The sequence below is a fragment of the Streptomyces sp. TOM-9 genome (genome assembly GCF_056858595.1).
This window is the reverse complement of the sequence record NZ_JBXEQB010000001.1, coordinates 602,250-627,261: the sequence shown is the minus strand read 5'-3', so window position 1 is coordinate 627,261 and position 25,012 is coordinate 602,250. Positions and strand designations below refer to the sequence as shown.

The window sequence follows — 25,012 nt, the reverse complement described above, 5'->3', positions numbered from 1 at the left end:
GTCCTGCTGCAATGATCGACAATTTCGGCCCCCGCCTGTAGCCGCGTGGGGCCAGACGGGTACCCGACCGGGCGGTTCACTCCACGGGAGGGTCTGCGGTGGCTGCCGGGGCGATTGCCGGGGAGCGTGTAGGGATCGCCAGCGGGAGATGCCGGGAGGGTGTGTGGGGAGGGCCGACGACGAGATCTTCGGTGGCCCGGCCGAGGTGGGCTGGTACGTCCGGCTGCTCCCGGTCGTGGTACTCGTCGGCGGTCTCGTCATGGACTTCCTCACCCCGAGGCAGTACACGAGCGCGTCGTTCTACTCCGTCGCCCCGGTGCTCGCAGCTCCGCTGCTGTCGATGCAGGGCACCATGGTGGTCGGTCTGGCGGCGATCGTCGCGGACGCGGCGATCCTGGCCCACTTCGGCCGGCTGCGGGGGCTGAGCGGGATGAGCGAGCTGCTGACCGTCTCGCTGGTCGCCGTGGTCGCGGTGTTCATCAACCGGCTGCTGGAGGCGCGTGAGGACCGGTTGCGCTCCGCCCGCTCGATCACCGCGGCCGTCCAGCGGGCGGTGCTCCCCGAACCGCCCGCGCGGGTCCGGGACCTGCGGATCGCGGCCCGCTACGAGGCGGCGGAGGCCGAGGCGGAGATCGGCGGGGACCTGTACGCCGTCCAGGACACGCCGTACGGGCTGCGCTGCATCGTCGGGGACGTACGGGGCAAAGGCCTGGACGCCGTGGAGGCGGCGACGCTGGTCCTCGGCAGCTTCCGGATGGCGGCCGACGAGCAGGCGACCCTGGCGGACGTGGCGGGGCACATGATGCGGGCCCTGTGGCGGGAGTTGGGCCGGCGCGAGGAGGGCGAGCAACTGGAGTGGTTCGCCACCGCGGTCCTGGTCGAGTTCCCGCAGCGCGGCGACCACGTCCGGTTGGTGAACCTCGGTCACCCGGCACCGCTGCTGCTGCGGCGCGGAAAGGTGCGCGCCGCCGAGCCCGCGCAGTACGGGCTGCTGCTGGTGGAGGGCCTGGGGGAAGGGGAGGCCGTGGTGGACACGGTGCCGTTCCCGCCGGGTTCGACCTTGCTGCTGTGCACGGACGGCGTCACCGAGGCCCGCGACGCCAAGGGGCGCTTCTACGACCCGCTGGCGCGGCTGGCCGGGGTGGAGCGCGGCGGGCCGGCCGAGTTGCTGGAGGCGCTGCTCGACGACGTGCACCGGCACGCGGGCGGTCCGACCGACGACGACATGGCGCTCCTCGCGGTGGCGCGCGACAGCTGAGGCGGCGCCCGCCCGGCCCTCGCGCGGTCCGTCGCCCACCGGGCGAGTCGCCGACCGCCTCGGCCCCGCCCGTGTGGGGGCCGTGTGGTTCGCCATGGCCGCTGTCGGCATCTGCCTGCTGGGCGTCCACATGCGTCGGCGGTCACCTTCGTCGTGGCCGGCGGCTCCACGACGGAGAACCGCGCCGCAGCTCTCGGCCGGCCCGCCGGACAGGCCGCTTCGCCACGGTCATGATCGGCCTCACCGGCCTCACCGGCCTCACCGGCCTCACCGGCCTCACCGGCCTCACCGGCCTCACCGGCCTCACCGGCCTCACCGGCGTCACCGGCCTGCGCGGCCCGCGTCCCACCTCCCGGAACCCCACCGACCAGCCGCTGTCCGCCACCGGCTGACCGCGCGGGCACGGCGCCGCGGGACGCCTCCCTTGTGCGGTCCCGCGGCGCCGCGGCCAGGCCCGTGAAATGCGGTGGAGCCGGACGGAGCCCGCTGCTTAAGGTCGGCGGATGAGCACACGCACCTTCCGCGTCACCGTCCGCGGCGCCTTCGGCGGACTCACCGCCGAGCAGCGCGCCGAACTCCTCGCCCGCGCACCGGAACACGACGTCCTGCACGCCGCCTTCACCCCCGGGGGCCACCTCAGCTACGACATCGCGGCACGCCCCGCCTTCACCTTCCGCTTCGTCGACTCCGGCGAGGCGGAGGAGGACATCCTCGACGCGACCGAACGCGCGGAGGAGGCGGCCAGGGCCTGGCTGGACGAGCGCGGCTACGGCTACAAGAACCTCAGGTCCCAGGCCGAGGACCTCTCCCAGGCGCCGCTGGGCAAGCGGCAGCGCCGCGCCGCGGCGCAAGGGCGCGCCTGACGTCCCGACTCCGCCCCGCCCCGCGCCCACGGCGCTGTCAACCAGCGTTGACAGCGCCGTGTCTGTCAACGTAAATTGACAGACATGACCGAGGCAACCGATCTCGCCGAGCGGGCGGGCGACCGCGACCCGAGGGTCGGGCTGCGGGCCGTCGCCGCGCTGCGGCGGCTGCTGGAGCAGCTGGAGACCGTACAAGTCAGGAGCGCGCGGGCGCAGGGGTGGTCGTGGCAGGAGATCGCCCACGAACTCGGCGTCAGCAGGCAGGCCGTGCACAAGAAGTACGGGAGGCATTGAGGATGTTCGAGAGGTTCACCAAGAGCGCGCGCGAGGTCGTCGAGGGCGCGGTCGGGCACGCCGAACGGGCGGGCGACCCGACGATCGGCGAGGAGCACCTGCTGCTGTCGCTGCTCGACCTGGAGGGCACCCGGGCCTCCGCCGCCCTGGCCGCGCTCGGCGTCGACCGGCGCCGCGAGGCGCTGGAGGAGGCGCTGGGGGAGACCCGGCGGCGCGGCGGGGTCTCACGGGCCGACGCCGAGGCGCTCGCCGGGCTCGGCATCGACGTCGCCGCGATCGTCGCCCGCGTGGAGGACGCCCACGGCACCGGTGCGCTCGCCGCCCGCCGCGGGCCCCGGCGGTGGCGGCCCGCGGGACGACGCCCCTTCACCCGCGGGGCCAAGGGCGTCCTGGAGCGCTCCCTGCGCTCCGCCGTGGCCCGGGGCGACCGTCACATCGGCGACGAGCACGTCCTGCTCGCCCTCACCATCGGCCCCGGTGTGGTCGCGGACGTCCTCGCCGAGCACGGGGCGTCGTGGGCCGACGTCGAGCGTGTGCTCGCGACGGACGGCCAGGGCCGGGCCGAGGCGAGCTGAACGCCCGCTCCCGGCGGGCAAATCGGTTGAGCGGCTGACGGCGACCGTGCTAACCCTTTCGGGTTCCACGACGTCGATCATGCCGACCCGAAGGAGGGCCGCCCCCATGGTGCCCGGACGACTGGTGAAGTTGCGCCCGATGGAGCCCGCGGACGCCGAGGCGCTGTGGCGCTGGAACCACGACCCCGAGGTCATGCGCTGGATGGACGACGACTACGCCCAGCCCCTCGCACAGGTGAGGAAGCGCATGGAGGAGCGGCCCCGCAACGCCTACGGCGACGTGCTCTACGGGATCGAGGTGCCGCAGGACGGCCGGCTGATCGGCCTGGTGCGGCTGCGCGACGCCGAACCCGAGACCGGATGCGCCGAACTCGACATCTACCTCGGTGAGAAGGAGTACTGGGGCCGCGGCTACGCCACCGACGCCATGCGCACGATGTGCCGCTACGGCTTCGAGAAGATGCGCCTGCACAAGATCTCGCTCACCGTCGTGCCCGAGAACGAGGCGGCGCACCACGTCTACCGGAAGGTCGGCTTCGTCGAGGAGGGCCGGCTGCGGCAGGTCTTCCGGCGCGACGGCCGGTGGTACGACATGTTCACCATGGGCCTCCTCGAGGGCGAACTCCTCGACTGAGCCGCGGGGCCGCCACGGTGGGACGCCCCGGCACGCTGATCGCGCACGGCGTGCGCTTGACGTAGCCTGGGGCGTCCATCAGCAGTGATCCGCAGACGGCACAGGGGGCCGGCGTGACGACAGCAGCATGTCCCGATCTCGAGCAGGCCCCGGCCGACGTCGCGGCCGCGCCGCCGGTCGACGGCTGCGCCGACTGCCTGGCCGCCGGACACCACGACTGGGTCCACCTGCGGCTGTGCCTCACCTGCGGCCACATCGGATGCTGTGACAGCTCGCCGGGCCGGCACGCCACCGGGCACCACGAGGCCACCGGCCACCCCGTGATCCGCTCCTACCAGCCCGGCGAGAACTGGCGCTGGTGCTACGTCCACGAGTCGATGGGCTGAGGCCCTTGCCCACCGCTACTCGCGCTGCAGCGCCGCCTCCTCCAGGTCCAGTTCGCGCATGACGCGGCGCAGCACCTCGTCGTCGATGAGCCGTTCGTCGCGGAAGCGCACGAACTCCTGCCGTTCGGCGTCCAGCATCGCGCGGCGCAACCGCCGGTAGGCCACGCTCGGCGGCTCGGCGCCCCCGCCGGTCGGGCCGCCCAGCCGTTCCCAGGCGGCGTTGCGGCGGGCCTCCGCGGTCTGCCGCAGGGTCTCCAGCACGGCCTGGTGGGAGCGCTTGTCCCCGCCCAGCTCCTCCAGGCGCGCCAGTGCCGCCCGGGCGGCACTGTGCTGCGCGCTCGCCTCGGCCAGGGCGTCCTCGTACGCCTCCTTGTTGCAGATGCCGAGCCGCCGGATGAGCGGGGGCAGCGTCATCCCGTGCAGCAGCAGCGTGGCGACCGTGACGAAGAAGGTCAGGAACAGGATCTCGTCGCGCCCGGGGAACGGCGCACCGCTGTCGGTGGTCTCCGGCACCGCGAAGGCCGCGGCCAGCGAGACCACGCCGCGCATGCCCGCCCAGGAGAGCACCACCGGGTACTGCCACGGGGGGTACGGGTCGCGTGCCCGGATCCGCGGGAACACCAGCCGTGGCAGGTAGGTCGCGGGGTAGACCCACACGACGCGCGCCAGGACGGTCACCGCCGTCAGCGCGGCACCGGCCGCGACCAGCCGCCCCACGCCCGTGTCGACCGTGTCGACGATGCCCCGCACCTGGAGGCCGATCAGGGCGAAGACGAGGGCCTCCAGCACCGTGTCCAGGGCGCTCCACACCGCGTACACCTGCAGCCGGGAGGTCGCCTCCGTGTCGGGGGACCGGTGTCCCAGGTAGAGGCCGGCCACGACCACGGCCAGCACTCCCGAGGTGTGCGCCTCCTCGCCGACGAGGTAGGCGAGGAACGGCACGAGCAGCCCGAGCGCGCTGGCCAGGTCCCCGGGCAGGAACCGGTGCCCGATGCGGGCCAGCCAGCCGATCGCCAGACCGATCAGCGAGCCCCCGACGGCCGCCATCAGGAAGACCCCGACGCCCTGCAGCAGGGTGTAGCCGGCGCCGGCCACGGACGCGATGGCCACGCGGTAGGCCGTCAGCGCGGTGGCGTCGTTCACCAGGCTCTCGCCGCCGAGCACGGTCAGCAGCCGGCGCGGCAGCCCCAGCCGGCGTCCGATGGAGGTCGCCGCGACCGCGTCGGGCGGCGACAGCACCGCGCCGAGCACCAGCGCCGAGCCCAGCGGCAGTCCCGGCACCAGCCAGAACGCGGCGTAGCCGATCGCGACCGTGGTGAACAGCACCAGCCCCACGGCCAGCAGCCCGATGGGGCGCAGGTTCTCCCGGAAGCGCAGGTAGGAACTCTCCCGTGCCGAGGAGTACAGCAGCGGGGGCAGGACCAGCACCATCACCAGCTCGGGCTCGATGGCGTACGCGGGGATGCCCGGCACGAAGGACGCGCACAGGCCGACGGCGACCAGCAGCAGCGGGGGAGACACCCCCAGACGCCGGGCGACGGCGGTGACCAGCACCGCACCGACCATGAGCGCGACGAGCGCCAGCCCCTCCACGGACGTCTCCTCCACCCCTGTGGCGGCACGCGCCGCACGTGTGGCTCGACTGTACTGGTGCGCACCGGTGACGCGGCCGGGTCTCAGCCCTCGGTGGTGGCGGCTCCCGGCACGGCGCCGGGGAGGCCGATGAACATCGTCCGGTGCAGTGCCTGGACGTGTTCCTGGGCGACCGCGGCGGCCGCCGCGCGGTCGCCCTGCCGCAGGGCGCGGACCAGGGCCCGGTGCTCGGCGTTGGAGGCGCGCAGCGCGTCGAGCGGGTAGGGCAGGTAGTACCGGTAGAGCTCGCGGACGACGGCGGCGTACGGGACGACGACCGACGGTGTCCCGGTGGCGGAGGCGACGGCGAGGTGGAACTCCTCGTCATGGCGGTGGAACTCGGCCCAGCTGGTCACCGCGTCCATGAGGTCGACCAGCCGCTCCAGTTCGCGCAGCGCGGAGTCGTCGGCGTGGCCGGCGGCGAGATGGGCGATGCCGCACTCCAGGACCAGCCGGTGGTCGATCAGCCGGCGCACCGCGTCGGTGTCGGAGCGGTAGCTGCCGACGGCGCTGACCGAACCCTTCGCCGGTTGCCGGGCGACCAGTGTGCCGCCGTTGCGGCCGCGGCGGCGCTCCAGCAGCCCGTCGTCGCACAGGGCCACCAGGGCCCGGCGCACCGTGATCTCCCCGACGTCCAGCGCCGCGGCGATCTCGCCGGCGGCGGGCAACCGCTCCCCGGGGGCGAGCAGGCCCAGGTCGATGGCCATGGCTATCCGGGCGCGGACGGTGTCCAGCGCGGACAGACGGCGGATGCCGCCGAGGGCCGGGGTGCTCAGGGGCGGGCCGGCGGCTGCCGTGACCTGGCCGGTCCGGTTCTCCGTGTCGGGCATGGGACCGACTGTAGTACCGGAAAACATCTCACCTTGAGCACTCTTGTTTATCTGATCAGAATGCTCTAATTTCCTCAGCACTCGAACGAAGCAGGTGCACCATGTCCCGACCCCTTCCCGTGACCCTCGCCCAGGCCGGGCCCCGCCCCGCCGGGGAACCCGTGTCCGGCTTCGCGGAAGAGGCGGGGACCCTGCTCGCGCGCTTCCCGCAGACCCGGCTGCTGGCCTTCCCCGAACTGCACCTGTTCGGCGTGGACGGCGGGCCGCAGGACACGGAGCGGCTCCTGCGCGATGCCGCGCAGCCGCTGGACGGACGCCTCGTACGGGAGCTCGGCGAGATCGCCGGGGACCTGGGCGTGTGGCTGCTGCCCGGCAGCATCTGCGAACGCGGCCCGGAGGGCGAGCTGTTCAACACCGCGCTCGCCTTCTCGCCCGAGGGGCGGCTCGTCGCGCACTACCGCAAGGTCTTCCCCTGGCGGCCCCGCGAGCCCTACACCCCGGGCGACCGGTTCGTGGTCTTCGACATCCCCGAGGCCGGCCGCGTCGGATTCTCCATCTGCTACGACGCGTGGTTCCCCGAGGTCGCCCGGCACCTGGCCTGGATGGGCGCCGAGGTCATCGTCAACCCGGTCATGACCACGACCGGCGACCGCGCCCAGGAACTCGTCCTGGCCCGTGCCAACGCCATCACCAACCAGGTCTACGTGGTCAGCGTCAACACCGCCGGCCCGCTCGGCACCGGCCGCAGCCTCGTCGTCGACCCCGAGGGACGCGTCCGCACCGAGGCGCCCGACAGCGCCGCCGCCGTCCTCACCGACGTCCTGGACCTGGACGACGTGACCCGCGTCCGCACCTACGGCACGGCCGGCCTCAACTGCATGTGGTCCCAGTTCACCGACACCGACCGCCCCCTCGAACTCCCGCTGTACGACGGGCGCATAGACCCTCGCAGCTGGCGCCCCGCCCGCCGCGGCTGACCCTCCCCGGAGCCCCACGATGACCGACCACGCCGCGCGCGCCGCGACCACGGCCCCCGCGCTGTCCCGCACCCTCGGACTCAGAGCCGTCGTCTCCTTCGGCCTGGCCTACATGACCCCGCTGATCGTTCTCGGCACCTTCGGCGTCGTCGCGGAGAAGACCGGCGGCGCGGTCCCCACCGCGTACGCCCTGGCACTCGTCGCCATGCTCTTCACCGCCTACAGCTACGGGAAGATGGCCGCCGAGCACCCCGTCGCCGGCTCCGCCTACACCTACGTACGGCGCTCCATCGACGGACGGGCCGGCTTCCTCGTCGGCTGGGCCACGCTCCTGGACTACTTCTTCCTGCCCATGGTCATCTGGCTGATCGGCGGCGCCTACCTGCAGGCGCAGTGGCCCGCCGTGCCGATGTGGGTGTGGATCCTCGCCTTCATCCTCACCACCACCGCGCTCAACCTGCTCGGCATCCAGGCCGCGGACCGGGCCAACTCCCTGCTGATGGCGTTCCAGATCCTCGTCATCGTCATCTTCGCGCTGCTCTCGCTGCGGCACGTCTTCCACATCGAGGGCGCCGGCGGCCTGTTCAGCACCGGGCCGTTCCACAACGACGCCACCACGCTGGCCGGGATCTCCGGCGGCGCGGCCATCGCGGCGTACTCCTTCCTCGGCTTCGACGCCGTCACCACGCTCACCGAGGAGACCGTCGAGCCCCGCAGGACCATGCCCCGCGCGATCCTGCTCACCGCCCTGATCGGCGGCGGCATCTTCGTCGCGCTCGCCTACACCACCCAGCTCGCCCACCCCGGCAGCCGGTTCGACGACCCGAGCTCGGCCGCCTTCGAGATCGCCAGGACCATCGGCGGCGACCTCTTCTCCTCCGTCTTCCTCGCCGGACTCGTCGTCGCCCAGTTCGCCTCCGGCGTCGCCGCCCAGGCCAGCACCTCCCGCCTGCTGTACGCCATGGGCCGCGACGACGTCCTGCCGCGCAAGGTGTTCGGCTACCTCCACCCCCGCCACCTGACGCCGGCCCTCAACATCCTCCTGACCGGCGTGGTCGGGCTGATCGCCCTCCGCCTGGACGTCGCCACCTCCACCTCCTTCATCAACTTCGGCGCCTTCACCGCCTTCACCTTCGTCAACCTCAGCGTGATCGCGACGTACCTGCGCAAGCGCCGCGCGGGCGAGCACGCGGGCGTGTTCGCCTACGTCGTCGTCCCCGCCGTCGGCGCCCTGATCGACCTCTGGCTCCTGCTCCACCTCGACGGCAAGGCCCTCACCCTCGGCGTCATCTGGCTCGCCCTCGGCGTCGCCTACCTCGCCTACCTGACCCGCGGCTTCCGCAGGCCGCCGCCGGAGCTCACCTTCGACGAGCAGCACGGCACCGCGAAGGCCGTCTGACGTCCCGGCGGTCCCGCTGTCGGTGCCCACTCCTACAGTCGCGGCATGACGACTTGGATGCGCGGATCGTTCCCCGGGCACGAGGTGAATCTCGTCTTCGCCCGCGGCATGACCCTCGACGCGCTGACGCGGCGCCTACGGGGCGCGCAGCGGGAACCGCTCATGCTCGGTGAGGCGGGCGCATGGGCGTGGGCGGTTCACGACATGCACGACTACGACGCCGATGACTACGACGGAGTGGACTACAACCGCCTGTGCCGTGACGGCGCGGAGGTCGTCGTGTTCGAGACGGAGCCCTGCAGCGCGAAGGCCCATCCGCCGTCCTTCACCTACTTCCGCGACGGCCGCACGGTCCTCTACCTCTCCTTCGGCAGCCCGCAGCTTCGCAGCGGAGAGAACCCCGACCACCTCTCGCCCGAACTGCTGGCCGCGAACCTCATCGGTCCGGACTCGGAGTGCGCGCGGGAGGCCGACCCCGGTCACGACTGCTTCGACCACCGGGACGAGGACCACGCGCGCCTCGTGCGGGCGATCGCCGGTTTCTTCATCCTCCCCTCGCCGCCCCTGTCCCCGGAGGTCTGCGCCTGATGGCCTGGCTCAATCCGAACACGTTCGTCACCTTTGTGAGGGGCATGACGCTGCCGACGGTCGCCGCCGTCTACGCCGAGGCCGGCCGGCCGGCCCTCGCGAGCGGATCAGGGGCGGGCTGGGTCTGGCTGACCCACGACGCCTGCAGTGCTCCGCGCGGGTCGCAAGCCTGGGAACTGGCGCGCGAATGCACCGGCTTCCGTCACGCACATCGTGCGAGCGACCCTGGAGGTGCGCCGGTGGAAAGTGTCTTCCTGGCCTCCACGCCCCCATGCCCCTGCCCGCACGGGCAGGACTACGTGGTCCCCCACTGCGCCGAGCACCCGATCCAGTTCACCCACGCTTCCGGCGGATTCGAGGGGACCTACTTCAACTTCGGCATGCGACGCGAGTCCCGGCGCGCCGGCGGCTCGGCCGACCTGCTCGTCCGTGAACTCCTGGACGCGGGCATCGTGGGCCGCGACACCCCGCGGTACGACGCGGACCCCGCCTTCAACGCCGACGGCACCCACACCGTGCGCATCATCGCCGACCACTTCGGGCTGCCCTCACCGCCCCTCGCGCTCGCGCCGGCGGGGTGAGACCGCAGCGTGGCGACCCGGTTCACCGGGCCGGTCAGCGGCCGGCCGCGCGGAGCCGGGCGAGGGTGCGCAGGCCGCGTCCGAGGACCTCGGGATCGTCGTGTGCGGCGCCGTACCGGATGCCCGAGACCGCGTCCAGGGCGGAGTCGACAGCCAGGCGTTCGTGCTCGAGCGGGGTGAGCTCCCGCCCGTAGCCGGTCAGGAAGGCCTCGTGGAGGTCCGGACGGCCGGACCAGGCGTCGGAGAGCCGTACGACGTCACGGAGCGCCGGCTGCGGCTCGCTGCGCTCGAAGTCGATCACGGCGAGCCGGCCCGACCACAGCAGGTTGCGCAATTGGAAGTCGCCGTGCGTGGGCACCAGGTCGAGAGCGGGAAGCGCGGCTGCCCGGGCCGTCAGCGCGCGGACGAACTCCTCGTCACCCGGGGCCAGGTGGCAGCGGGCGCCGTCCAGGTGCAGGTCGAGCTTCCCCGTGGCAGGCCCCTTGTCCCCGGAGGCGGGCCGTGGCGGTGCGCTGCCGTGGACGGCGGCGGCGAGCGCGCCGACGCGGACGAAGATCGCACGTTCCTCCTCCGGGGGCCGGACGCCGACGTGGAGCGGGCGTCCGGGGACGGCGGTCACGACGACCGCGCGCAGCCGCTCGTCGGCCGCCACCAGGCGTGGCGTGGCGGCTCCCAGGGTCGGCACCCAGGTCCGGTAGGCCGTCACCTCCCGGTGGTGGAAGCGGTCGTTCTGGTGGACCTTGACGTAGCCGACGAGGCCGTCCGCACCGTCGACCCGCCATATCCGACTGCTCTCGCGGGGCCAGGACGTGTCCGTCCACCGTTGGATCGGGCCGACGGCGCGTTCCGCGAACCGTTGCACCCCGGCTTCCGGCAGGCCCGGTCCGCAGGTCATGCCCAGCCCGACTCGGTGTAGTGGCGGCCGGCCCGGATGCCCTCGATCGCGGCGCGGGTGTACGGCACGAGGCGCTCGGGGAGGGCGTCCGGGTGCCACCAGCGCCAGGACAGGCACTTGTCGGGCTCGCGGACCACCGGTTGGCCCTGCCAGCGGCGTACGCGGAAGACGAGTTGCAGCCGGGGGCGGCCGCCCGGCGCGTCGACGAGGTGCACGGCGTGCGCGAACTCGGCGTCCGCCGGGCTGATCCGCAGGCCCGTCTCCTCGTCCGCCTCGCGGACCAGGCACGCTACGGCGCTCTCCTGCTCGCAGTGCCCGGCGGGGAAGTGCCACTCGCCGCCGGCGAAGGCGGAGTCGGGGTGCCGCAGCCCGAGCAGGACCTTGCCGCCGGGGTTCTCCAGGTACAGGTGCGCGCCGACGACGTGGAGGACGCCCCGCCCGGCCGCCCGGACCCCGGTGCCGGGCGGCACGGCCGGGCCGGCGTGCCGGCGGACGAGCTCCAGGGTCGCGTGGCCCAACCGCAGCCGCGGCATGACCTCGGGCCGGAACCAGCGCAGCAGGACGCCTTCGCTCGGCTGCAGGGCGTCGGGATCGCCGTTCCAGCGGCCGGTGAACACCTGGACCGGCAGGAGCGACCCGTCCGGCTCGTGGACGTGCTCCACCGCGAAGGCGCGCAGCACGGGCAGGTCGAGCCCCGCCTCCTCGCGCAGTTCACGCCGGGCGGTCGCCTCCAGGGACTCGTCGCCCGGCTCACTGCCGCCGCCGAGCAGTGACCAGGCGCCGGGGTTCCGGATGTCCGGGCGGTCGTCGCGAAGGTGCAGGAGGTACTCGCCCCGGTCGTTGTGGATGAGCACCGAGGTCTTGCGCGGTTCACCGGCGGCCGGTGCACCGTCGTGGATCGACGTCAAGCGAGCCTCCAGGGGAGCTCCGGGGGTGTGCGGTCACCAAGGTCAACGAGCGGGGACGGCCGACGGGAGGGCAGGTTCCGGCCTTTCTGCGCGCCCCTGCCCGGGCCGCCCGCACGAGTGGGCAGGGGTGGCGCCAACTCGCCGCTTCACCAGCTAAGTTGTGTGCTGATCAGTTCGCGTATTCGAGTCCCCAGGGGATGGCCATGACCAGCGGCAGCGACGCTCCCGACGACTACGACTCCGCCGAGCAGCTCCGCCGGCGGATCGACACCACCAAGGCGCACCCGGCGCGCGTCTACGACGTCTTCCTCGGCGGCAAGGACAACTACCCCGTCGACCGTGAGGCGGCCGCGGCCGCGCTGGCCGCCAATCCCCGGGGCTACCTGGACGTGCGGCACAACCGGGACTTCCTGCGCCGCGCGGTGAACCACATCGCGGGGGAGACCGGCACGCGCCAGTTCCTCGACATCGGCACCGGGCTGCCCACGCAGGAGAACGTGCACCAGATCGCGCAGCGGATCGCCCCCGAGGCGCGGGTCGTGTACGTCGACAACGACCCCGTCGTCCTGGCCCACGCGCGCGCCCTGCTGACCAGCGGCCCCGAGGGGCGGACCGACTACATCGACGCGGACCTGCGCGACCCCGCCGCGATCCTGCGCCAGGCGGCCGGCACGCTGGACTTCACCGAGCCCGTCGCGCTCGTGCTCGTCGCCGTCCTGCACTTCGTCGAGGACGACGAGGCGTACGGCATCGTCAAGCACCTCGTCGACGCGCTGCCCTCGGGCAGCCACGTCGTGCTGAGCCACCTCACCTCCGACCTCAACGCGGAGCAGATCGCCAAGGTCGCCAAGACCTACCAGGACCGCGGCTTCTCCTTCGTGCTCCGCGAGCACGCCGAGGTCCTGCGCTTCGTCACGGACAACGGCCTGGAGATCGTCGAGCCCGGGCTCGTCCCCGTCCACCACTGGCGCCCCGACGACGTCGACGACACCTTGGCCACCCACGCCGACGCCTCGCCGGAGTTCATCGAGGGCCTCGAGGACATCGACGCGATCCGCTACCGGAGCATCACCGACGTCACCGACGCGGACATCAACGTCTACGCCGTGGTGGCCCGCAAGCCCTGACCCCGCCGTGCCCGGCGCCGCCCCTCCCGGACGGGGGGCGGCGCGGTCGTCAGCCGCGGCGGTAGATCGTGATCGAGTGCCCCACCTCGTCGATCGGCTCGCTGCCGGCGATGAGCTCGGCCAGCCGGCCCTCGGCCTTCGCGACCGAGGAGTCCGACACCACGAGCAGCCCGTGGACCTGGTCCTCGGGGACCTGGCGCGGATCGGCGGCGTGGATGCCGTAGTGGGCGGGGACCCCGCTGCCCTTGTAGACCAGCCAGACCCGCTCGCCGGGGTAGCGGTCGCGGAGCCGGTCCGCGAGGCGGCCCAGGTCCTGGCCCCAGTCGACGTTGGAGTCGTGCAGGCGCAGATGGGTCCGGGACGTGCCGCCGAAGGCCTCGTTGGAGTACTGCAGGTAGTACGGGAAGGTCCGCAGCGAGCTGACGGCGACGAAGGCGACGAGGGCCGCCGCCGCCACGTCCGCCCACCGCCGTCGCAGGGCGGTGACGCAGGCCGCGGCGACCGCCCCGAACATCGGCAGGAAGACCACGTAGCGGACGCCGAAGTCCCGTGAGCCGGTCATGGCGGCGGCCGTCAGCACGGCCGCCGGGACGAGCAGGTACGGGGCGGCGGGGCGCAGCCGGGGGAGGGCGAGCAGCGCGGCGGTGCCGGCGAGCCACAGGGCCAGCATGCCGAGCGGAGCCTTCACCAGCACCGCGGCGGGCAGGTAGTACCAGAGCGCCCCGCGGTAGTGGCGGCCGAAGAGGAAGCCCTCGAAGGTCGAGTCCTCGAAGCCGAACTGGACGGCCATCCCGTCCCGGTACGCCCGCGGGAGCGGGAGCGCGTCCACGGCCCAGCCCCGCAGTCCGTGCAGGGCCGGCAAGGTCTCCGGCGCGGTCCAGCGCAGACGCGGGTCGACGAGGAGGTAGGCCGCCCACACCACCGCGACGGCGACGAGCCCGACCCCGCCCGCCGCGATCGCGGCACGCCGCAGCGACCGGACGGTGCCGCGCCGCTGCGCGCCCCGCGCACCCATGTGCCACACCGACAGCGCAGCCAGGAGCAGCAGGACCGGCACCGCGGGGAGCGTGCTCATCCGCGTGGCGACCGCCGCGCCCAACGCCGCACCGGCGAGCGGCAGGTACCGCCGGGGACGCTCCCGGGCCCGCCACAGCGCCCACACCGACGTCAGCAGGAAACCGGCCGCCGGGACGTCGAGGGTGGCGAGCGAGCCGTGCGCGATGACGTCCGGCGAGAACGCGTACAGGACGAGCGCGAGCAGCCCCCCGGCGGGCCCGGTGAGATCGCGCGCGAAGGCGAGCACCACCAGCCCGAACAGCAGGGTCAGCGCGATCACCGGCAGGCGGGCCGCCAGCATCAGAGGCCAGGGATCGTTGCCCGACCCGTAGAGCACGCTGCGGCCGAGCTCCGTCTGGTCGCCCTCGAAGGCCGGGTCGAGGTGGGGGTGGGCGAACGCCAGACCACCGGCGATGACGAGCTTGCCGAGCGGCGGGTGCTCGGGGTTGAAGCGCAGGCTGTGCTCGCGCAGATAGACCGTCGCGGTGCCCACGTACACCGGCTCGTCGATGGTGGGCGTCTGCTGGACGGCCGTGGTGACCATCGCGAACGCCATCTGCGCCAGGAGCACGAGCACGGCCAGGACGTACAGCGGACGCCGGTGGCGCAGACCGGCCGGGAACCCGCGCACCGGCACCGTGGCGATGGTGGTGGGCGTCGCCGGTTCGGGGGACACCGCGGCGGGCGAGGGCCGTTCCTGCGTCATCGTGCGCTTACCCCGTCGCCTGTCCCTGTGGCGCCACCGCTGCGCGCCGGCGCCCTCCCGGTGGGCGCCGCGGGACACACTAGCCCCGCCGTCGTCACGGCGCGTGGGGTTCGGGGTGTTGCGCGGGACGTGTGCCGGACGCCGTACCGTGGGCGCATGGCAGTCCCCGAGCTGATCCGCATCGTCTCCCGTTCCTCCCCGATGGCGCTGGCCCAGGTCGAGCGCGTACGCGCGGGACTGGCGGCGCTCCACCCCGGCATCCGGACGGAGGTCGTGCCCGTCACCACGTCCGGTGACCGCTGGATGGGCGACCTGGCCCAGCTCGGCGGCAAGGGCGCGTTCACCAAGGAGGTCGACGCCACGCTGCTGGAGGGCCGGGCCGACCTGGCCGTCCACTGCGTGAAGGACGTCCCCGCCGACCGGCCGCTGCCCGCCGGGACGGTCTTCGCCGCCTTCCTCAAGCGGGACGACATCCGCGACGCCCTGGTGCACCCCGGCGGCCTCACCCTCGACCGGCTCCCGCCCGGCACGCGCATCGGCACCTCCTCCGTACGCCGCATCGCGCAGATCATGGCCTCGCACCCGCACCTCACCTGCGTCCCCATGCGGGGCAACGCCAACCGCCGCCTGGAGAAGCTCGCGGCGGGCGACGCGGACGCGCTGCTGCTGGCCGTGTCCGGGCTCGAGCGGATCGGCAGGACCGACGTGATCAGCGAGGTGCTCCCGGTCGAGACGATGATCCCGCCGATCGGCGCGGGCGTCCTCGCCCTGCAGTGCCGGGAGGGCGACGGCGACACGATCGACGTCGTCAGCGACCTCGGCGACCCGGCCGCACACCGGGAGACCACGGCGGAGCGGATGTTCCTCCACGTCCTGCAGGGCCACTGCAACAGCCCCATCGCCGGCTACGCCCACGCCGAACGCGACGGCCGGCTCTCGCTCCGGGCCCGGGTCTTCTCCCCGGACGGCAAGATCGTCCTCGACGCCCACGAATGGGCAGGTCCGCTGGACCCCGCCACCCTCGGGACGTCGGTCGCGGTGGCACTGCTGCGGCAGGGTGCGCGCGAGCTGATCGACAGCATCGGCCACTGACGGGACCCGGGCCGCCGTCGACGCCCGGACCGCGGCGGGGAGACTGGTGGGCGCTGCCCGTCGTCCGTCACCGTCCTGGGAGAGCCGATTGTCCCGCCGCGACCCCCGTGTGCTCGTCTACACCCGCACCACCGACTACCGGCACGAGTCGATCCCCGACGGCGTCAGGGCCCTCACCGAGCTGGGAGCCGGGAATGGCTTCCGGGTGGACGCCACCGAACGGCCCGAGGACTTCGAGGGGGCCGGCCTGCGTGCGTACGACGCCGTGGTGTTCCTCTCCACCAGCGGGGAGGTGCTCAGCGACGCGGGCCGGGACGCCCTCGCGGCGCACCACGCCGACGGCGCGGGGTTCATGGGCGTGCACGCCGCCGCCTGCACGGAGTACGACTGGCCCTACTACGGGGAGCTGCTGGGCGCGCGCTTCACGGGGCACCCGCCCCTGCAGGCGGGCACGGTCCTCGTCGAGGACGCCGCCCATCCGGCCACCGCGCACCTCGGCGCGGCGTGGAAGGTCACCGACGAGTGGTACGACTTCGACCGCAACCCCCGCCCCGGGGTGCGGGTCCTGGCCTCCGCCGACGAGTCCTCGTACACGGGCGGCTCGATGGGCGCGGACCATCCGCTGGTGTGGTGCCACGAGTACGGCGGAGGGCCCGTCTTCTACACCGCGCTGGGGCACTCCGCGCAGGCCTACCACGACGCGGCCTTCCGGGCCCATCTGCTCGGCGGGCTCCGGTCGGTGCTGCCCGGGGCGACGGACTGAGCGGGCGTCGGCGCGCGGCCTCAGAGGCGTCGCAGCACGGCGACCACCTTGCCCAGGATGACCGCCTCCTCGCCGGGGATCGGGTCGTAGGCGGGGTTGTGCGGCATGAGCCAGACCCGGTCGCCCTCGTGCTTGAGCCGCTTGACGGTGGCCTCGCCGTCGATCATCGCGGCCACGATGTCGCCGTGGTCGGCGGCGTCCTGGCTGCGCACCGTGACCCAGTCGCCGTCGCAGATCGCGACGCCCGTCATGGAGTCGCCGACGACCTTGAGGGCGAACAGCTCGCCCGCGCCGACGATCTGCCGGGGGAGCACGAAGACCTCGTCGACCTGCTCCTCGGCGAGGATCGGGATGCCGGCCGCGATCCGGCCGATCACCGGCACGCGCGCGGACGGGGAGGCGCTGACGGGCTCCGCACCCGGCTCGGAGTCGTGCTGGGACGGCCAGGAGCACCGCACACGGTAGGCGCGGGGCCGGTGCGGATCCTGCTCGAGCACGCCCTTGCGCTGCAGCACCGCCAGCTGGTGGGCGACGGAGGAGGTGCTCGCCAGCCCCACGGCCTCACCGATCTCGCGCATCGACGGCGGGAAACCGCGGCTCTCCACCGAGCCCAGGATCGCCTCGACGATACGGGTCTGACGGTTGGTCAGCCCGTCGGGGCCGGGGTTGTCCGAGCCCTGCGGGCGCCCGCGGCGCACTGTCGTCCTGGTGGGCTCCATGCCCCGTCCCTCCCTGTGCGGATCTTGCTGCGATACGTAACGTTACCCTGCTCCACGGCGTTTTTGGAACGCGTGTGCGAAATTCCGTGAAGATCTGTGAGCACGCCGCGCGGAACCGGCCGGGATCACCCGTGGAATCCCGCTGTCACAAACGGAGCCGCTGCCCGGTCAGACTTTGGGGCCCGTGCGTCCGGCGCCGGCGACCGGAATGGGTCCGCAATGGCTCCGGAATTCCCCGACCCGGCGGGCAGGCCCCCCGCGGGCCCGCCACGGCAATTCGCGCGAGGCGCGGGAAATGCCTGCCGTACGGCGGCGGCGCTCCTCAACCGCGCCGAATGGGGCCAGGGCGAAGTGGCCCCGGGCCCGGCGGAAATCGCCCTCTGTGTAGGCTGGAACGGGCAGTCGGGCGGATCTGACGGTGGAGGAAAACGCGACGATGCAGCCAGGCGACGCGGAACGCGACGGCTCGCTCGACGAGGCCGCGGAGGTGTTCACGGCCCTGCGCCCCCGGTTGTTCGGCATCGCCTACCGGATGCTCGGCAGCGCCGCGGAGGCCGAGGACGTCGTCCAGGACGTCTGGCTGAGGTGGCAGGCCGCCGACCGCGACGCCGTGGAGAATCCGACCGCGTTCCTGACCACCGCGACGACCCGGCTGGCGATCAACGTCACCCAGTCCGCCCGCGTGCGGCGCGAGGGCTATGTCGGGCCCTGGCTCCCGGAACCGGTCGACACGCGCGCCGACCCCGTACTCGGCGCCGAGCGCGGCGAGGCGGTGGAGTTCGCGGTCCTGCTCCTGCTGGAGCGGCTGACGCCCACCGAGCGCGCGGCGTACGTGCTGCGCGAGGCGTTCGACTACCCGTACCGGGAGATCGCCACCGTGCTGGACCTGAGCGAGGCCAACTCCCGCCAGCTCGTCAGCCGCGCCCGCAAGCACATCGCCGCCGGGCGGCGCGAACAGGTGGGGAGCGCGGAGCACCGCCGGCTCCTCGAGGCGTTCGTGGCGGCGGCCAGGGCGGGCGACCTGGCCGGCCTGGAGAAGCTGCTCGCCACGGACGTGGTGAACTACGGCGACGGCGGGGGCGCCGTGCGCAACGCCTCCAAGGTCCCCGTGGTCGGCAGCGCCAAGGTGGCGAGGTTCGTCACCGCCTTCGCCCCGCGCTTCTGGCCCGACACCGAGGTGGTGTGGGTCGAGGCGAACGGGCAGACCGCGGCGCTCGTGTCCCAGGCCGGCACGCCGATGGCCCTGCTGGCCATCAGCGCCTCCGAGCAGGGCATCGACCAGCTCATGTGGGTGCTCAACCCGGCGAAGCTGACCGGCTTCAGCTCCTTGGCGGCGGGCCCGGACGCGCCGTCCGCGTAGGACCGGGCCCGGGGCGGCGCCCCGGGCCGCACGTGGCGACCGCCCGGCCTACGGTCAGAGGTCGGACGCTGCCCGGCCCGGGGCGACGTCGCCCGCCCGCAGCAGCCGGAGGAAGGCCTTGAGACCCGTGATGATCTCCTCGTTGTCCGTGAGCCGGTTCACCGTGGCCTCGAACTCCCGTGCCAGCGCGGTGATCCGGCGGTCGGTGTCCTCGGCCCGCTCGTAGACCGACACGCCCAGCACGTCCACCGTGCGCCGCAGCTCCGCCAGGGCCCGGTACTGCTCCTCGGCCTTCTCCTCAAGGACCTTGATGCCGCTGTCCGTGCGCTCGACGCCCTTCTTGAGCTCCAGCACGTCGTCGCGTGGGTAGGTGACGTCCTTCAGCAGGGTGCCCAGCCGCTGCCGCAGCTGCCCGAACCACGCGCCCGCCGGGCGGAACACCGTGCTGAGCAGGAAGAACCCGGCGATCCAGTACCCCGCGCCGTGACCGGTCGCGAGCGTCACCGCCACCACGCCGGCCGTCGTCAGCAGGTGCCCCGCCAGGGCGACGCGCAGCATCGTCCGGGCGATCCGCGCGGCCTCGGCGTCCCGCGCCTGGGGGACCACCAGCCCCTTCTCCCGGCTCACGGCGATCTCGGCCAGCACCGCGTGCGCCCGGAAGTGGACGTTCCACGGCACCGTGAGCAGCACCAGCAGCCACAGCAGGCAGAGCACCCCGGCGCCCACGCCCAGGACCACCGGCAGCGGCGCGCCCACCGCGTAGACCAGTGCCAGCACCCCCGCGGTCACCGCCAACGCCAGCACCGCGCCAAGGAATCTCCCCATGGCCGTCTCCAACCTCCTTCGTCCGAGCGTTCGTTGCCGCCATCGTCCCGCCCGGTCGGCCCGCGGGCATGAGTACGGCTACTCACCCCGCCTGCGCCCCGGTGCTGTGGCGCCGGGGCCGGTGGGACCGAAGCGCATGCCTGCCGGAGAAGCGGGCAGCAACCGCGTGAATCCGTCCGTCGGAACGTGATTCCCCTGCCCCACGTGGCATGCGACAGGAAGGTCGTGCTCCCAGGAGGTCAGCGATGGTCCCGGTCCACCACCTCACGGCCGCCGTCGCGGACCGGGAGGTCTTCTACCGCGAGGCGGGTCCCCGCGACGCCCCCGTCGTCGTCCTGCTGCACGGCTTCCCCGCCAGCTCCCACATGTTCCGGCACCTCATCCCGCTGCTCGCGGACCGCTACCGGGTCCTCGCGCCCGACCACATCGGCTTCGGCCGGTCCTCGATGCCGTCCCTGCAGGACTTCCCCTACTCCTTCGACGCCCTCGCCGACGTGACGGCCGCCCTGCTGGAGCACCTCGGCGTCGGACGCCACGCGATGTACGTCCACGGCTACGGGGCGGCGATCGGCTGGCGCCTGGCACTGCGCGCCCCGGCGCGGATCACCGGGATCGTCACGCAGAACGGCAACGCCTACGCGGAGGGCCTGCTCGACTCCTTCTGGTCCGACGTGCGCGCCTACGCCGCCGACCCGTCACCGGGGAACGAGAAGGCCGTGCGCTACGCCCTCACCCCGGACGCCGTCCGCTGGCGGTACCTCAACGGCGTCCCCGACCCGGGCCTGGTCAGCCCGGACACCTGGGCCCACGACGTCGCGCTCCTGCAGCGTCCCGGCAACGACGAGATCCAGCTGCGGCTGTTCCGCGACCACCCGCGGGACGTGGACCTCCAGCCGGCGCTGCACGAGTACTTCAGGGCCGGCCAGGTGCCGCTGCTGGCGGTGTGGGGCGCGAACGACGAGGTCTACGCCCCGGTCGGCGCCCGCGCCTTCCTCGGCGACCTGCCCGAGGCCGAGGTGCACCTCCTCGACACCGGGCACTTCGCCCTGGAGAGCCACCTGGACTCCGTCGCCGGGTACGTGCGGGGCTTCCTCGGCCGCGTCGTGCCCTGACCCCCGGGTGGCCCGGGTGCGCTCAGCGGGGCCGGGTGATCGTCCGGTGCGCGACGTACGCGTCGACGCCGGCCGTCCCGTCGAGGCCCGCCGGAGCCCCGTTGACGGTCACCGGGCCGGTGCGCAGCCTGCGCGCGACGGCGACGGCGCGTTCGGGGTCGGTGGACCACACGCCGCCGGACACGCGGTACTCGCAGTCCTCGGCGATCCGTACCGCGTCGTCGTCCCCGTCGTGCGGGATGACCGTGACCACCGGGCCGGAGACCTCGTCCTGCGCGATGCGCATGCGGGGGTCGACGTCCGCGAAGAGCGTCGGTGCCACGTAGTAGCCCTCCTCAAGGCCCGCGGGGACCCGGGGACCGCCGGTCACCAGCCTGGCGCCCTCCTCGATGCCCAGCTCGATGTACGACATCGCCCGCTGCTGCCGCTCGCGGCCGGCCATCGGCCCGATGGTGGTGTCCGGTGCCGCCGGATCACCGGCCTTCAGGGACGTGACGGCTTCCTCGACCGCCGCGACGACCTCCTCGTACCGGTGGCGCGGGGCGAGGACACGGGTCCGCGCGGCGCACGTCCCGCCGTCGTCACCGGGCGACGCGAACAGCCCCCGCACCGTCCGCGGGACGTCGGCGTCGTCCAGGACGATCGCGGCCGCCTTGCCGTCCAGTTCCAGCCGGACCCGCTTGAGCTGCTCGCCGGCGAGGGCGGCGACGCGGCGGCCGGCCCGGGCGGAGCCGGTGAAGGCGATCGCGTCGACGTCCGGGTGGGTGACCAGGTACTCGCCGGTGTCCCGGTCGGCGGGCAGTACGCTCAGCGCGCCCTCGGGCAGTCCGGCCCCGGCGTACAGCTCGGCCAGCAGTCCCATGCCCAGCGAGTTCTCCGGCGTGACCTTCAGGATGACGGTGTTGCCCGCCAGGAGGGCCGGGGTCAGCCGCGCCGTGGCGGCCGAGAACGGGCACTGCCAGGGGATGACCGCCGCGACCACGCCTACGGGATCGCGCCGCACGATGGTGTCGAACCCCGGGGTGGGGTCACAGGGATGGACGACCTCCTCCCAGCCGAGCTCCTCGGCGGCCTTGAGGCAGGCGTCGACCCGCCGCGTGAGCGAGGCCTGCTCCGCATCGGTGAACCGGCGGGGCGTCCCGGTCGCGGCGGACACCCGCGCGGCCGCCTCCTGCGCACGCTCCTCGCGCAGCCCGTTCACCCGCCGGATCACCTCCTGCCGTTCCTTGGGGTCCAGGTGCGGCCACGGCCCGCTGTTGAAGGCGGCGCGCGCCGTGGCGACGGCGGCGTCGGCGTCGCCCGGCGCGGCTTGGGCGGCGCGGCCGATCAGGGAGCGGTCGTGGGGTGAGCGGATGTCCAGCAGCCCGGGATGCGCCGGGGCGGTCCAGGCACCACCGATGTACAGCCTGTCGTACACGATCATCGAGTGTTCCTCTCGGAGTCCGGGTCCTGGACGGTCCTGTCGCTCCGCGGAATCGACGGGATGCCCGATATAGGCTCGTTGGCAGTGACTTCCGTGATCGGCCCGCACGGGGCGCTCCAGCGCGGGGCGGGCGGGCCGACCGCAGGACGGAGCGGGGAATGAGCGCAGCGCGCGGAGCGGGCGCCCGGGCGGCCGAGGGGACCGACGAGGCGCCGCGGCCCGGGCAGGGCCGCAGGCCGGCCGCCCTGGTCCGCGGCGAGGTGCTCGCGGCCGCGCGTGAACTGCTCCTCGCCGAGGGCATGGCCGCCTTCACCGTCGAGAAGGTGGCGCGGCGCTCCGGGGCGAGCCGGATGACCATCCACAAGTGGTGGCCGTCGCGGGGCGCGCTGGCCCTCGACGCCTACGTCGCCGTCGTCGAGGAGCGTCTGGTCTTCGAGGACACCGGCGACATCGAGGCGGACCTGACGGCCCACATGCGGAACTTCGTACGGCATCTGTGCGGCACCCCCGCGGGACGGGTCGTGTCCGAGCTCATCGGCTGCGCCCAGACCGATCCCCCTCTCGGCGAGCTGTTCCGCGAGCGCTACTCCGGGCCGCGCCGCGCGCGCATGGCCGCCGTCCTGGAGCGGGCGCGGGACCGGGGCCAGCTGGCGGCGGACATCGATCCGCAGGTGCTGATCGACCAGTTGTGGGGGGCCTGCTACTTCCGGCTCCTGGTGGCCGACCACCCCGTCAGCGAGGGGTTCGCGGAGACCATCGTGCGCAATCTGCTGCACGGCGTGGGCGGCCATGTCACGGGCCCGGCATGAAGACGGCCTTGGTCTCCAGGTAGGCCTCCAGCCCCTCGGGGCCGCCCTCGCGCCCCATGCCCGAGGACTTCCGGCCGCCGAACGGGACCGAGGGTGCCAGTTCGAATCCGTTGACGCTCAGCTGGCCTGTCGTCACCCGGCGCGCGACCTCGTAGGCGCGTTCGGGATCGGCACCGTGGACGCTGCCGCTGAGGCCGAAGTCGGTGGCGTTGGCGATCGCCACCGCCTCGTCGACGTCCTCGTAGGCCTGGACGGTCACGACCGGGCCGAAGATCTCCTCGCGGGCGATCGTCATGCCGGGCTCGACGTCGGCGAACACCGTGGGCAGCACGTAGTGGCCGTGCTCGTGGCCCGGGCTGCGGCCGCCGCCGGTCACCACCCTCGCGCCCTCGCGGCGGCCGCTGTCGATGTAGCCCAGGACGCGGCGCAGCTGCCGGGCGTTGAGGACGGGGCCGACCTGCGTCGTACGGCTCCAGGGGTCGCCGACCCTGAGCAGGCGCACGCGGTCGGCGTACGCCCCGAGGACCTCCGTGATCCTGGAGCGCGGCGCGAGGATGCGGGTCTGGGCGAAGCAGATCTGTCCGGCGAAGGGCATGCTCAGCGGGGTGAGGGTGTCGAGGGTGTCCTGCAGGTCCACGTCGTCGAGCAGGATCGCGGCGGACTTGCCGCCCATTTCGAGGGTGACCCGGGCGAAGCGCTCCAGTGCGGCCGTGGCGACGGCACGGCCCGTCGGCACGCTGCCGGTGAAGCTGATCTTGTCGACGCCGGGCGAGGCCACCAGCGCCTGCGACTCCTCGCGATCCGCCGTGATCACGTTGACGACCCCCGGCGGCAGTCCGGCCGCCTCGGCGCACTCGGCGACCACCAGGGCGTCCAGCGGACTCTCCGGCGGTGACTTCACGACCACCGTGCAGCCTGCCGCCAGGGCCGCGGGGATCTTGTGCGCGAAGATGTTGAAGGTGGCGTTCCACGGGGCGAACAGCGCGGCGACGCCGACGGGTTCACGGGTCACACGGGCGTGCCCCCGGGAGGTGGGACGGCGGTCCTCGAACGCGTACGAGCCGGCGAGCTTGGCGAAGTAGTCGAAGCGGCTCTGGCCGGCCTGGACGAGTCCCTCGGCGAAGGCGACCGGCGCCCCGACCTGGGCCGTCCACAGACGGGCCAGCAGCGGCAGCCGCCGGCGCACCTGGTCGGCCAGCCGTCTGAGGTGTGTGGCGCGTTCGGGCGCGGACATCCGCGGCCAGGGGCCCTCGTCGAAGGCCGTGCGCGCGGCGGCGACCGCGCGTTCGACGTCCCGGGTGTCCGCGAGCGGCACGTGCAGCAACTCCTCCTCCGTGGAGGGGGAGACGATGGGTGTGCGGCGGGTCCCGCTGGGGGAGACCCAGCGGCCGCCGATGTAGAAGCCCTGGCCGGTTCCCGCGGAGACTGCTGAGGACAGGTCGAACATGGCGCTTCCCTGAGGTCGGCCGGACCGCCGCCACCCCATCGGCCGGATCCGGCGATATGAGCACAGTGTCAATATAGTACTTAAGGAATGTTTCACGGGAAACATTCCTTATCGGGCAATTCGCCGTACGCAAGTGATGTGCCGGGGCGCGAGGGCGCGAAGAGCGGAAGCCGCGCCCACCGGTCTCCCGTGGGCGCGGCTTCCGCTTCCGTGAGGTGCGCGACCGGCCAGTCGCTGGTCAGAGGCCTGCTGTGGCCGGTCGCCAGATGTTCGGCCGGTGTCGGGGGCCAGTCGAGGACCGGTCCCCGGTCGGGGTGTTACCGGCCGCCACCGCCGCCGCCGCCGTGGCCGCCGCCACCACCGCCGCCGCCGTGGCCGCCACCGCCGCCGCCGTGGCCACCGCCACCGCCGCCGTGGCCGCCACCGCCGCCGCCGTGGCCACCGCCACCGCCGCCGTGGCCACCGCCACCGCCGCCGTGGTCGTAGCCGCCGCCCCAGCCGCCGCCGTGGTCGTAGCCGCCGCCACCGTAACCGCCGCCACCGTAGCCGCCGCCACCACCGCCGTGGCCGCCGCCACCGCCGCCGCCACCGCCGTGTTCGGCGTAGCTGACTGCTGAGGCCGGTGAGCTCGTCGGTGCCGCGACGGCCGCTGAGGCCGCACCCCCAAGGGCGAGCGCGAGGCCTGCCATTGCGGCGAGGGGCCACTTGGAAATACGCATGAGAACTCTCCTAGCCCGGTCGGTTCCTGGGCGT

At 73.5% G+C, this 25,012-nt stretch carries 27 protein-coding genes; 18 read left to right on the top strand and 9 right to left on the bottom strand.

Features of this window, described 5'->3' with window-relative positions; all coding sequences use genetic code 11:
• Window positions 1-163 precede the first annotated feature (163 nt).
• The 7 genes from AC1VWI_RS02870 (at window position 164) to AC1VWI_RS02840 (ending at window position 4,010) form a co-directional block, all read left to right on the top strand.
• Window positions 164-1,258, top strand: a complete 1,095-nt coding sequence (locus AC1VWI_RS02870) for a PP2C family protein-serine/threonine phosphatase (RefSeq protein ID WP_499509299.1) — start codon at window positions 164-166, stop codon at window positions 1,256-1,258.
• Between the two features lie 230 nt (window positions 1,259-1,488).
• Window positions 1,489-1,650 (top strand): hypothetical protein, encoded by a 162-nt coding sequence (locus AC1VWI_RS02865; protein ID WP_499509298.1) that lies wholly within the window; start codon window positions 1,489-1,491, stop codon window positions 1,648-1,650.
• A 111-nt stretch (window positions 1,651-1,761) separates the two neighbouring features.
• Window positions 1,762-2,121: a DUF6204 family protein gene (locus tag AC1VWI_RS02860; RefSeq protein WP_499509297.1), complete on the top strand. Its 360-nt coding sequence runs from the start codon at window positions 1,762-1,764 to the stop codon at window positions 2,119-2,121.
• An 84-nt stretch (window positions 2,122-2,205) separates the two neighbouring features.
• Complete coding sequence (locus tag AC1VWI_RS02855; RefSeq protein WP_018557908.1) at window positions 2,206-2,415, top strand: HTH domain-containing protein; 210 nt, start codon at window positions 2,206-2,208, stop codon at window positions 2,413-2,415.
• A gap of 2 nt (window positions 2,416-2,417) precedes the next feature.
• The gene (locus AC1VWI_RS02850; RefSeq protein ID WP_499509296.1) at window positions 2,418-2,990 is read left to right on the top strand and encodes a Clp protease N-terminal domain-containing protein; all 573 of its coding nucleotides are present in this window, start codon (window positions 2,418-2,420) and stop codon (window positions 2,988-2,990) included.
• A gap of 106 nt (window positions 2,991-3,096) precedes the next feature.
• Window positions 3,097-3,624, top strand: a complete 528-nt coding sequence (locus AC1VWI_RS02845) for a GNAT family N-acetyltransferase (protein WP_499509295.1) — start codon at window positions 3,097-3,099, stop codon at window positions 3,622-3,624.
• Between the two features lie 113 nt (window positions 3,625-3,737).
• Window positions 3,738-4,010: a UBP-type zinc finger domain-containing protein gene (locus AC1VWI_RS02840; protein WP_499509294.1), complete on the top strand. Its 273-nt coding sequence runs from the start codon at window positions 3,738-3,740 to the stop codon at window positions 4,008-4,010.
• 15 nt (window positions 4,011-4,025) lie between these two features.
• Here AC1VWI_RS02840 and AC1VWI_RS02835 read toward each other — a convergent pair whose 3' ends face one another.
• Window positions 4,026-5,603, bottom strand: coding sequence for a Na+/H+ antiporter (locus tag AC1VWI_RS02835; protein WP_499509293.1), 1,578 nt, complete (start codon window positions 5,601-5,603; stop codon window positions 4,026-4,028).
• Window positions 5,604-5,686: 83 nt separating this feature from the next.
• Window positions 5,687-6,472, bottom strand: coding sequence for a FadR/GntR family transcriptional regulator (locus AC1VWI_RS02830; RefSeq protein WP_499509292.1), 786 nt, complete (start codon window positions 6,470-6,472; stop codon window positions 5,687-5,689).
• 101 nt (window positions 6,473-6,573) lie between these two features.
• Here AC1VWI_RS02830 and AC1VWI_RS02825 point away from each other — a divergent pair, with 101 nt between their 5' ends.
• Genes AC1VWI_RS02825 through AC1VWI_RS02810 form a run of 4 tightly spaced genes read left to right on the top strand, consistent with a single transcriptional unit; the run spans window position 6,574 to window position 10,017 of the window.
• Window positions 6,574-7,449, top strand: a complete 876-nt coding sequence (locus tag AC1VWI_RS02825) for a carbon-nitrogen hydrolase family protein (RefSeq protein WP_499509291.1) — start codon at window positions 6,574-6,576, stop codon at window positions 7,447-7,449.
• A gap of 19 nt (window positions 7,450-7,468) precedes the next feature.
• Complete coding sequence (locus tag AC1VWI_RS02820) at window positions 7,469-8,848, top strand: APC family permease (protein WP_499509290.1); 1,380 nt, start codon at window positions 7,469-7,471, stop codon at window positions 8,846-8,848.
• A 45-nt stretch (window positions 8,849-8,893) separates the two neighbouring features.
• Window positions 8,894-9,436 (top strand): hypothetical protein, encoded by a 543-nt coding sequence (locus AC1VWI_RS02815; RefSeq protein ID WP_499509289.1) that lies wholly within the window; start codon window positions 8,894-8,896, stop codon window positions 9,434-9,436.
• Window positions 9,437-9,480: 44 nt separating this feature from the next.
• Window positions 9,481-10,017, top strand: a complete 537-nt coding sequence (locus tag AC1VWI_RS02810) for a hypothetical protein (protein ID WP_499509288.1) — start codon at window positions 9,481-9,483, stop codon at window positions 10,015-10,017.
• 34 nt (window positions 10,018-10,051) lie between these two features.
• Here the strand turns inward: AC1VWI_RS02810 and AC1VWI_RS02805 are convergent, their stop codons facing one another.
• Both AC1VWI_RS02805 and AC1VWI_RS02800 read right to left on the bottom strand, forming a co-directional pair.
• A complete protein-coding gene (locus AC1VWI_RS02805; RefSeq protein ID WP_499509287.1) occupies window positions 10,052-10,912 on the bottom strand; it encodes a phosphotransferase family protein in 861 nt (286 codons plus the stop codon).
• Complete coding sequence (locus tag AC1VWI_RS02800; RefSeq protein WP_499509286.1) at window positions 10,909-11,820, bottom strand: NUDIX hydrolase; 912 nt, start codon at window positions 11,818-11,820, stop codon at window positions 10,909-10,911. The genes AC1VWI_RS02805 and AC1VWI_RS02800 overlap by 4 nt, the downstream gene beginning before the upstream one ends.
• A 203-nt stretch (window positions 11,821-12,023) precedes the next feature.
• Here AC1VWI_RS02800 and AC1VWI_RS02795 point away from each other — a divergent pair, with 203 nt between their 5' ends.
• The gene (locus AC1VWI_RS02795; protein ID WP_499509285.1) at window positions 12,024-12,947 is read left to right on the top strand and encodes an SAM-dependent methyltransferase; all 924 of its coding nucleotides are present in this window, start codon (window positions 12,024-12,026) and stop codon (window positions 12,945-12,947) included.
• A gap of 49 nt (window positions 12,948-12,996) precedes the next feature.
• Here the strand turns inward: AC1VWI_RS02795 and AC1VWI_RS02790 are convergent, their stop codons facing one another.
• Complete coding sequence (locus tag AC1VWI_RS02790; RefSeq protein ID WP_499509284.1) at window positions 12,997-14,709, bottom strand: ArnT family glycosyltransferase; 1,713 nt, start codon at window positions 14,707-14,709, stop codon at window positions 12,997-12,999.
• A 156-nt stretch (window positions 14,710-14,865) separates the two neighbouring features.
• On the opposite strand from AC1VWI_RS02790, the gene hemC reads away from it, so the two are divergent.
• Window positions 14,866-15,801, top strand: coding sequence for a hydroxymethylbilane synthase (gene hemC, locus AC1VWI_RS02785; protein WP_499509283.1), 936 nt, complete (start codon window positions 14,866-14,868; stop codon window positions 15,799-15,801).
• A gap of 88 nt (window positions 15,802-15,889) precedes the next feature.
• Window positions 15,890-16,564, top strand: a complete 675-nt coding sequence (locus AC1VWI_RS02780; protein ID WP_499509282.1) for a ThuA domain-containing protein — start codon at window positions 15,890-15,892, stop codon at window positions 16,562-16,564.
• Between the two features lie 20 nt (window positions 16,565-16,584).
• Here AC1VWI_RS02780 and lexA read toward each other — a convergent pair whose 3' ends face one another.
• A complete protein-coding gene (gene lexA / locus AC1VWI_RS02775; protein ID WP_499509281.1) occupies window positions 16,585-17,283 on the bottom strand; it encodes a transcriptional repressor LexA in 699 nt (232 codons plus the stop codon).
• A gap of 436 nt (window positions 17,284-17,719) precedes the next feature.
• On the opposite strand from lexA, the gene AC1VWI_RS02770 reads away from it, so the two are divergent.
• Window positions 17,720-18,643, top strand: a complete 924-nt coding sequence (locus AC1VWI_RS02770) for an RNA polymerase sigma-70 factor (protein WP_499509280.1) — start codon at window positions 17,720-17,722, stop codon at window positions 18,641-18,643.
• A gap of 54 nt (window positions 18,644-18,697) precedes the next feature.
• On the opposite strand, the gene AC1VWI_RS02765 is transcribed toward AC1VWI_RS02770, so the two are convergent.
• Window positions 18,698-19,468 (bottom strand): hypothetical protein, encoded by a 771-nt coding sequence (locus tag AC1VWI_RS02765; protein WP_499509279.1) that lies wholly within the window; start codon window positions 19,466-19,468, stop codon window positions 18,698-18,700.
• A 245-nt stretch (window positions 19,469-19,713) separates the two neighbouring features.
• Between AC1VWI_RS02765 and AC1VWI_RS02760 the strand changes: the two genes are divergently transcribed.
• On the top strand, window positions 19,714-20,580 hold the full coding sequence (locus AC1VWI_RS02760) for an alpha/beta fold hydrolase (RefSeq protein WP_499509278.1): 867 nt from the start codon (window positions 19,714-19,716) through the stop codon (window positions 20,578-20,580).
• A gap of 22 nt (window positions 20,581-20,602) precedes the next feature.
• Here AC1VWI_RS02760 and AC1VWI_RS02755 read toward each other — a convergent pair whose 3' ends face one another.
• Complete coding sequence (locus AC1VWI_RS02755) at window positions 20,603-22,003, bottom strand: aldehyde dehydrogenase family protein (protein WP_499509277.1); 1,401 nt, start codon at window positions 22,001-22,003, stop codon at window positions 20,603-20,605.
• A 158-nt stretch (window positions 22,004-22,161) separates the two neighbouring features.
• On the opposite strand from AC1VWI_RS02755, the gene AC1VWI_RS02750 reads away from it, so the two are divergent.
• A complete protein-coding gene (locus AC1VWI_RS02750; RefSeq protein WP_499509276.1) occupies window positions 22,162-22,812 on the top strand; it encodes a TetR-like C-terminal domain-containing protein in 651 nt (216 codons plus the stop codon).
• Here AC1VWI_RS02750 and AC1VWI_RS02745 read toward each other — a convergent pair.
• Window positions 22,796-24,259 carry an aldehyde dehydrogenase gene (locus AC1VWI_RS02745; protein ID WP_499509275.1) on the bottom strand — a complete coding sequence of 488 codons (1,464 nt, stop codon included), beginning with the start codon at window positions 24,257-24,259 and terminating at the stop codon, window positions 22,796-22,798. The two genes, AC1VWI_RS02750 and AC1VWI_RS02745, sit on opposite strands and share 17 nt — an antisense overlap.
• A 314-nt stretch (window positions 24,260-24,573) precedes the next feature.
• Here AC1VWI_RS02745 and AC1VWI_RS02740 point away from each other — a divergent pair, with 314 nt between their 5' ends.
• Window positions 24,574-24,876 carry a hypothetical protein gene (locus AC1VWI_RS02740; protein WP_499509274.1) on the top strand — a complete coding sequence of 101 codons (303 nt, stop codon included), beginning with the start codon at window positions 24,574-24,576 and terminating at the stop codon, window positions 24,874-24,876.
• The last annotated feature ends 136 nt before the right edge of the window (window positions 24,877-25,012 follow it).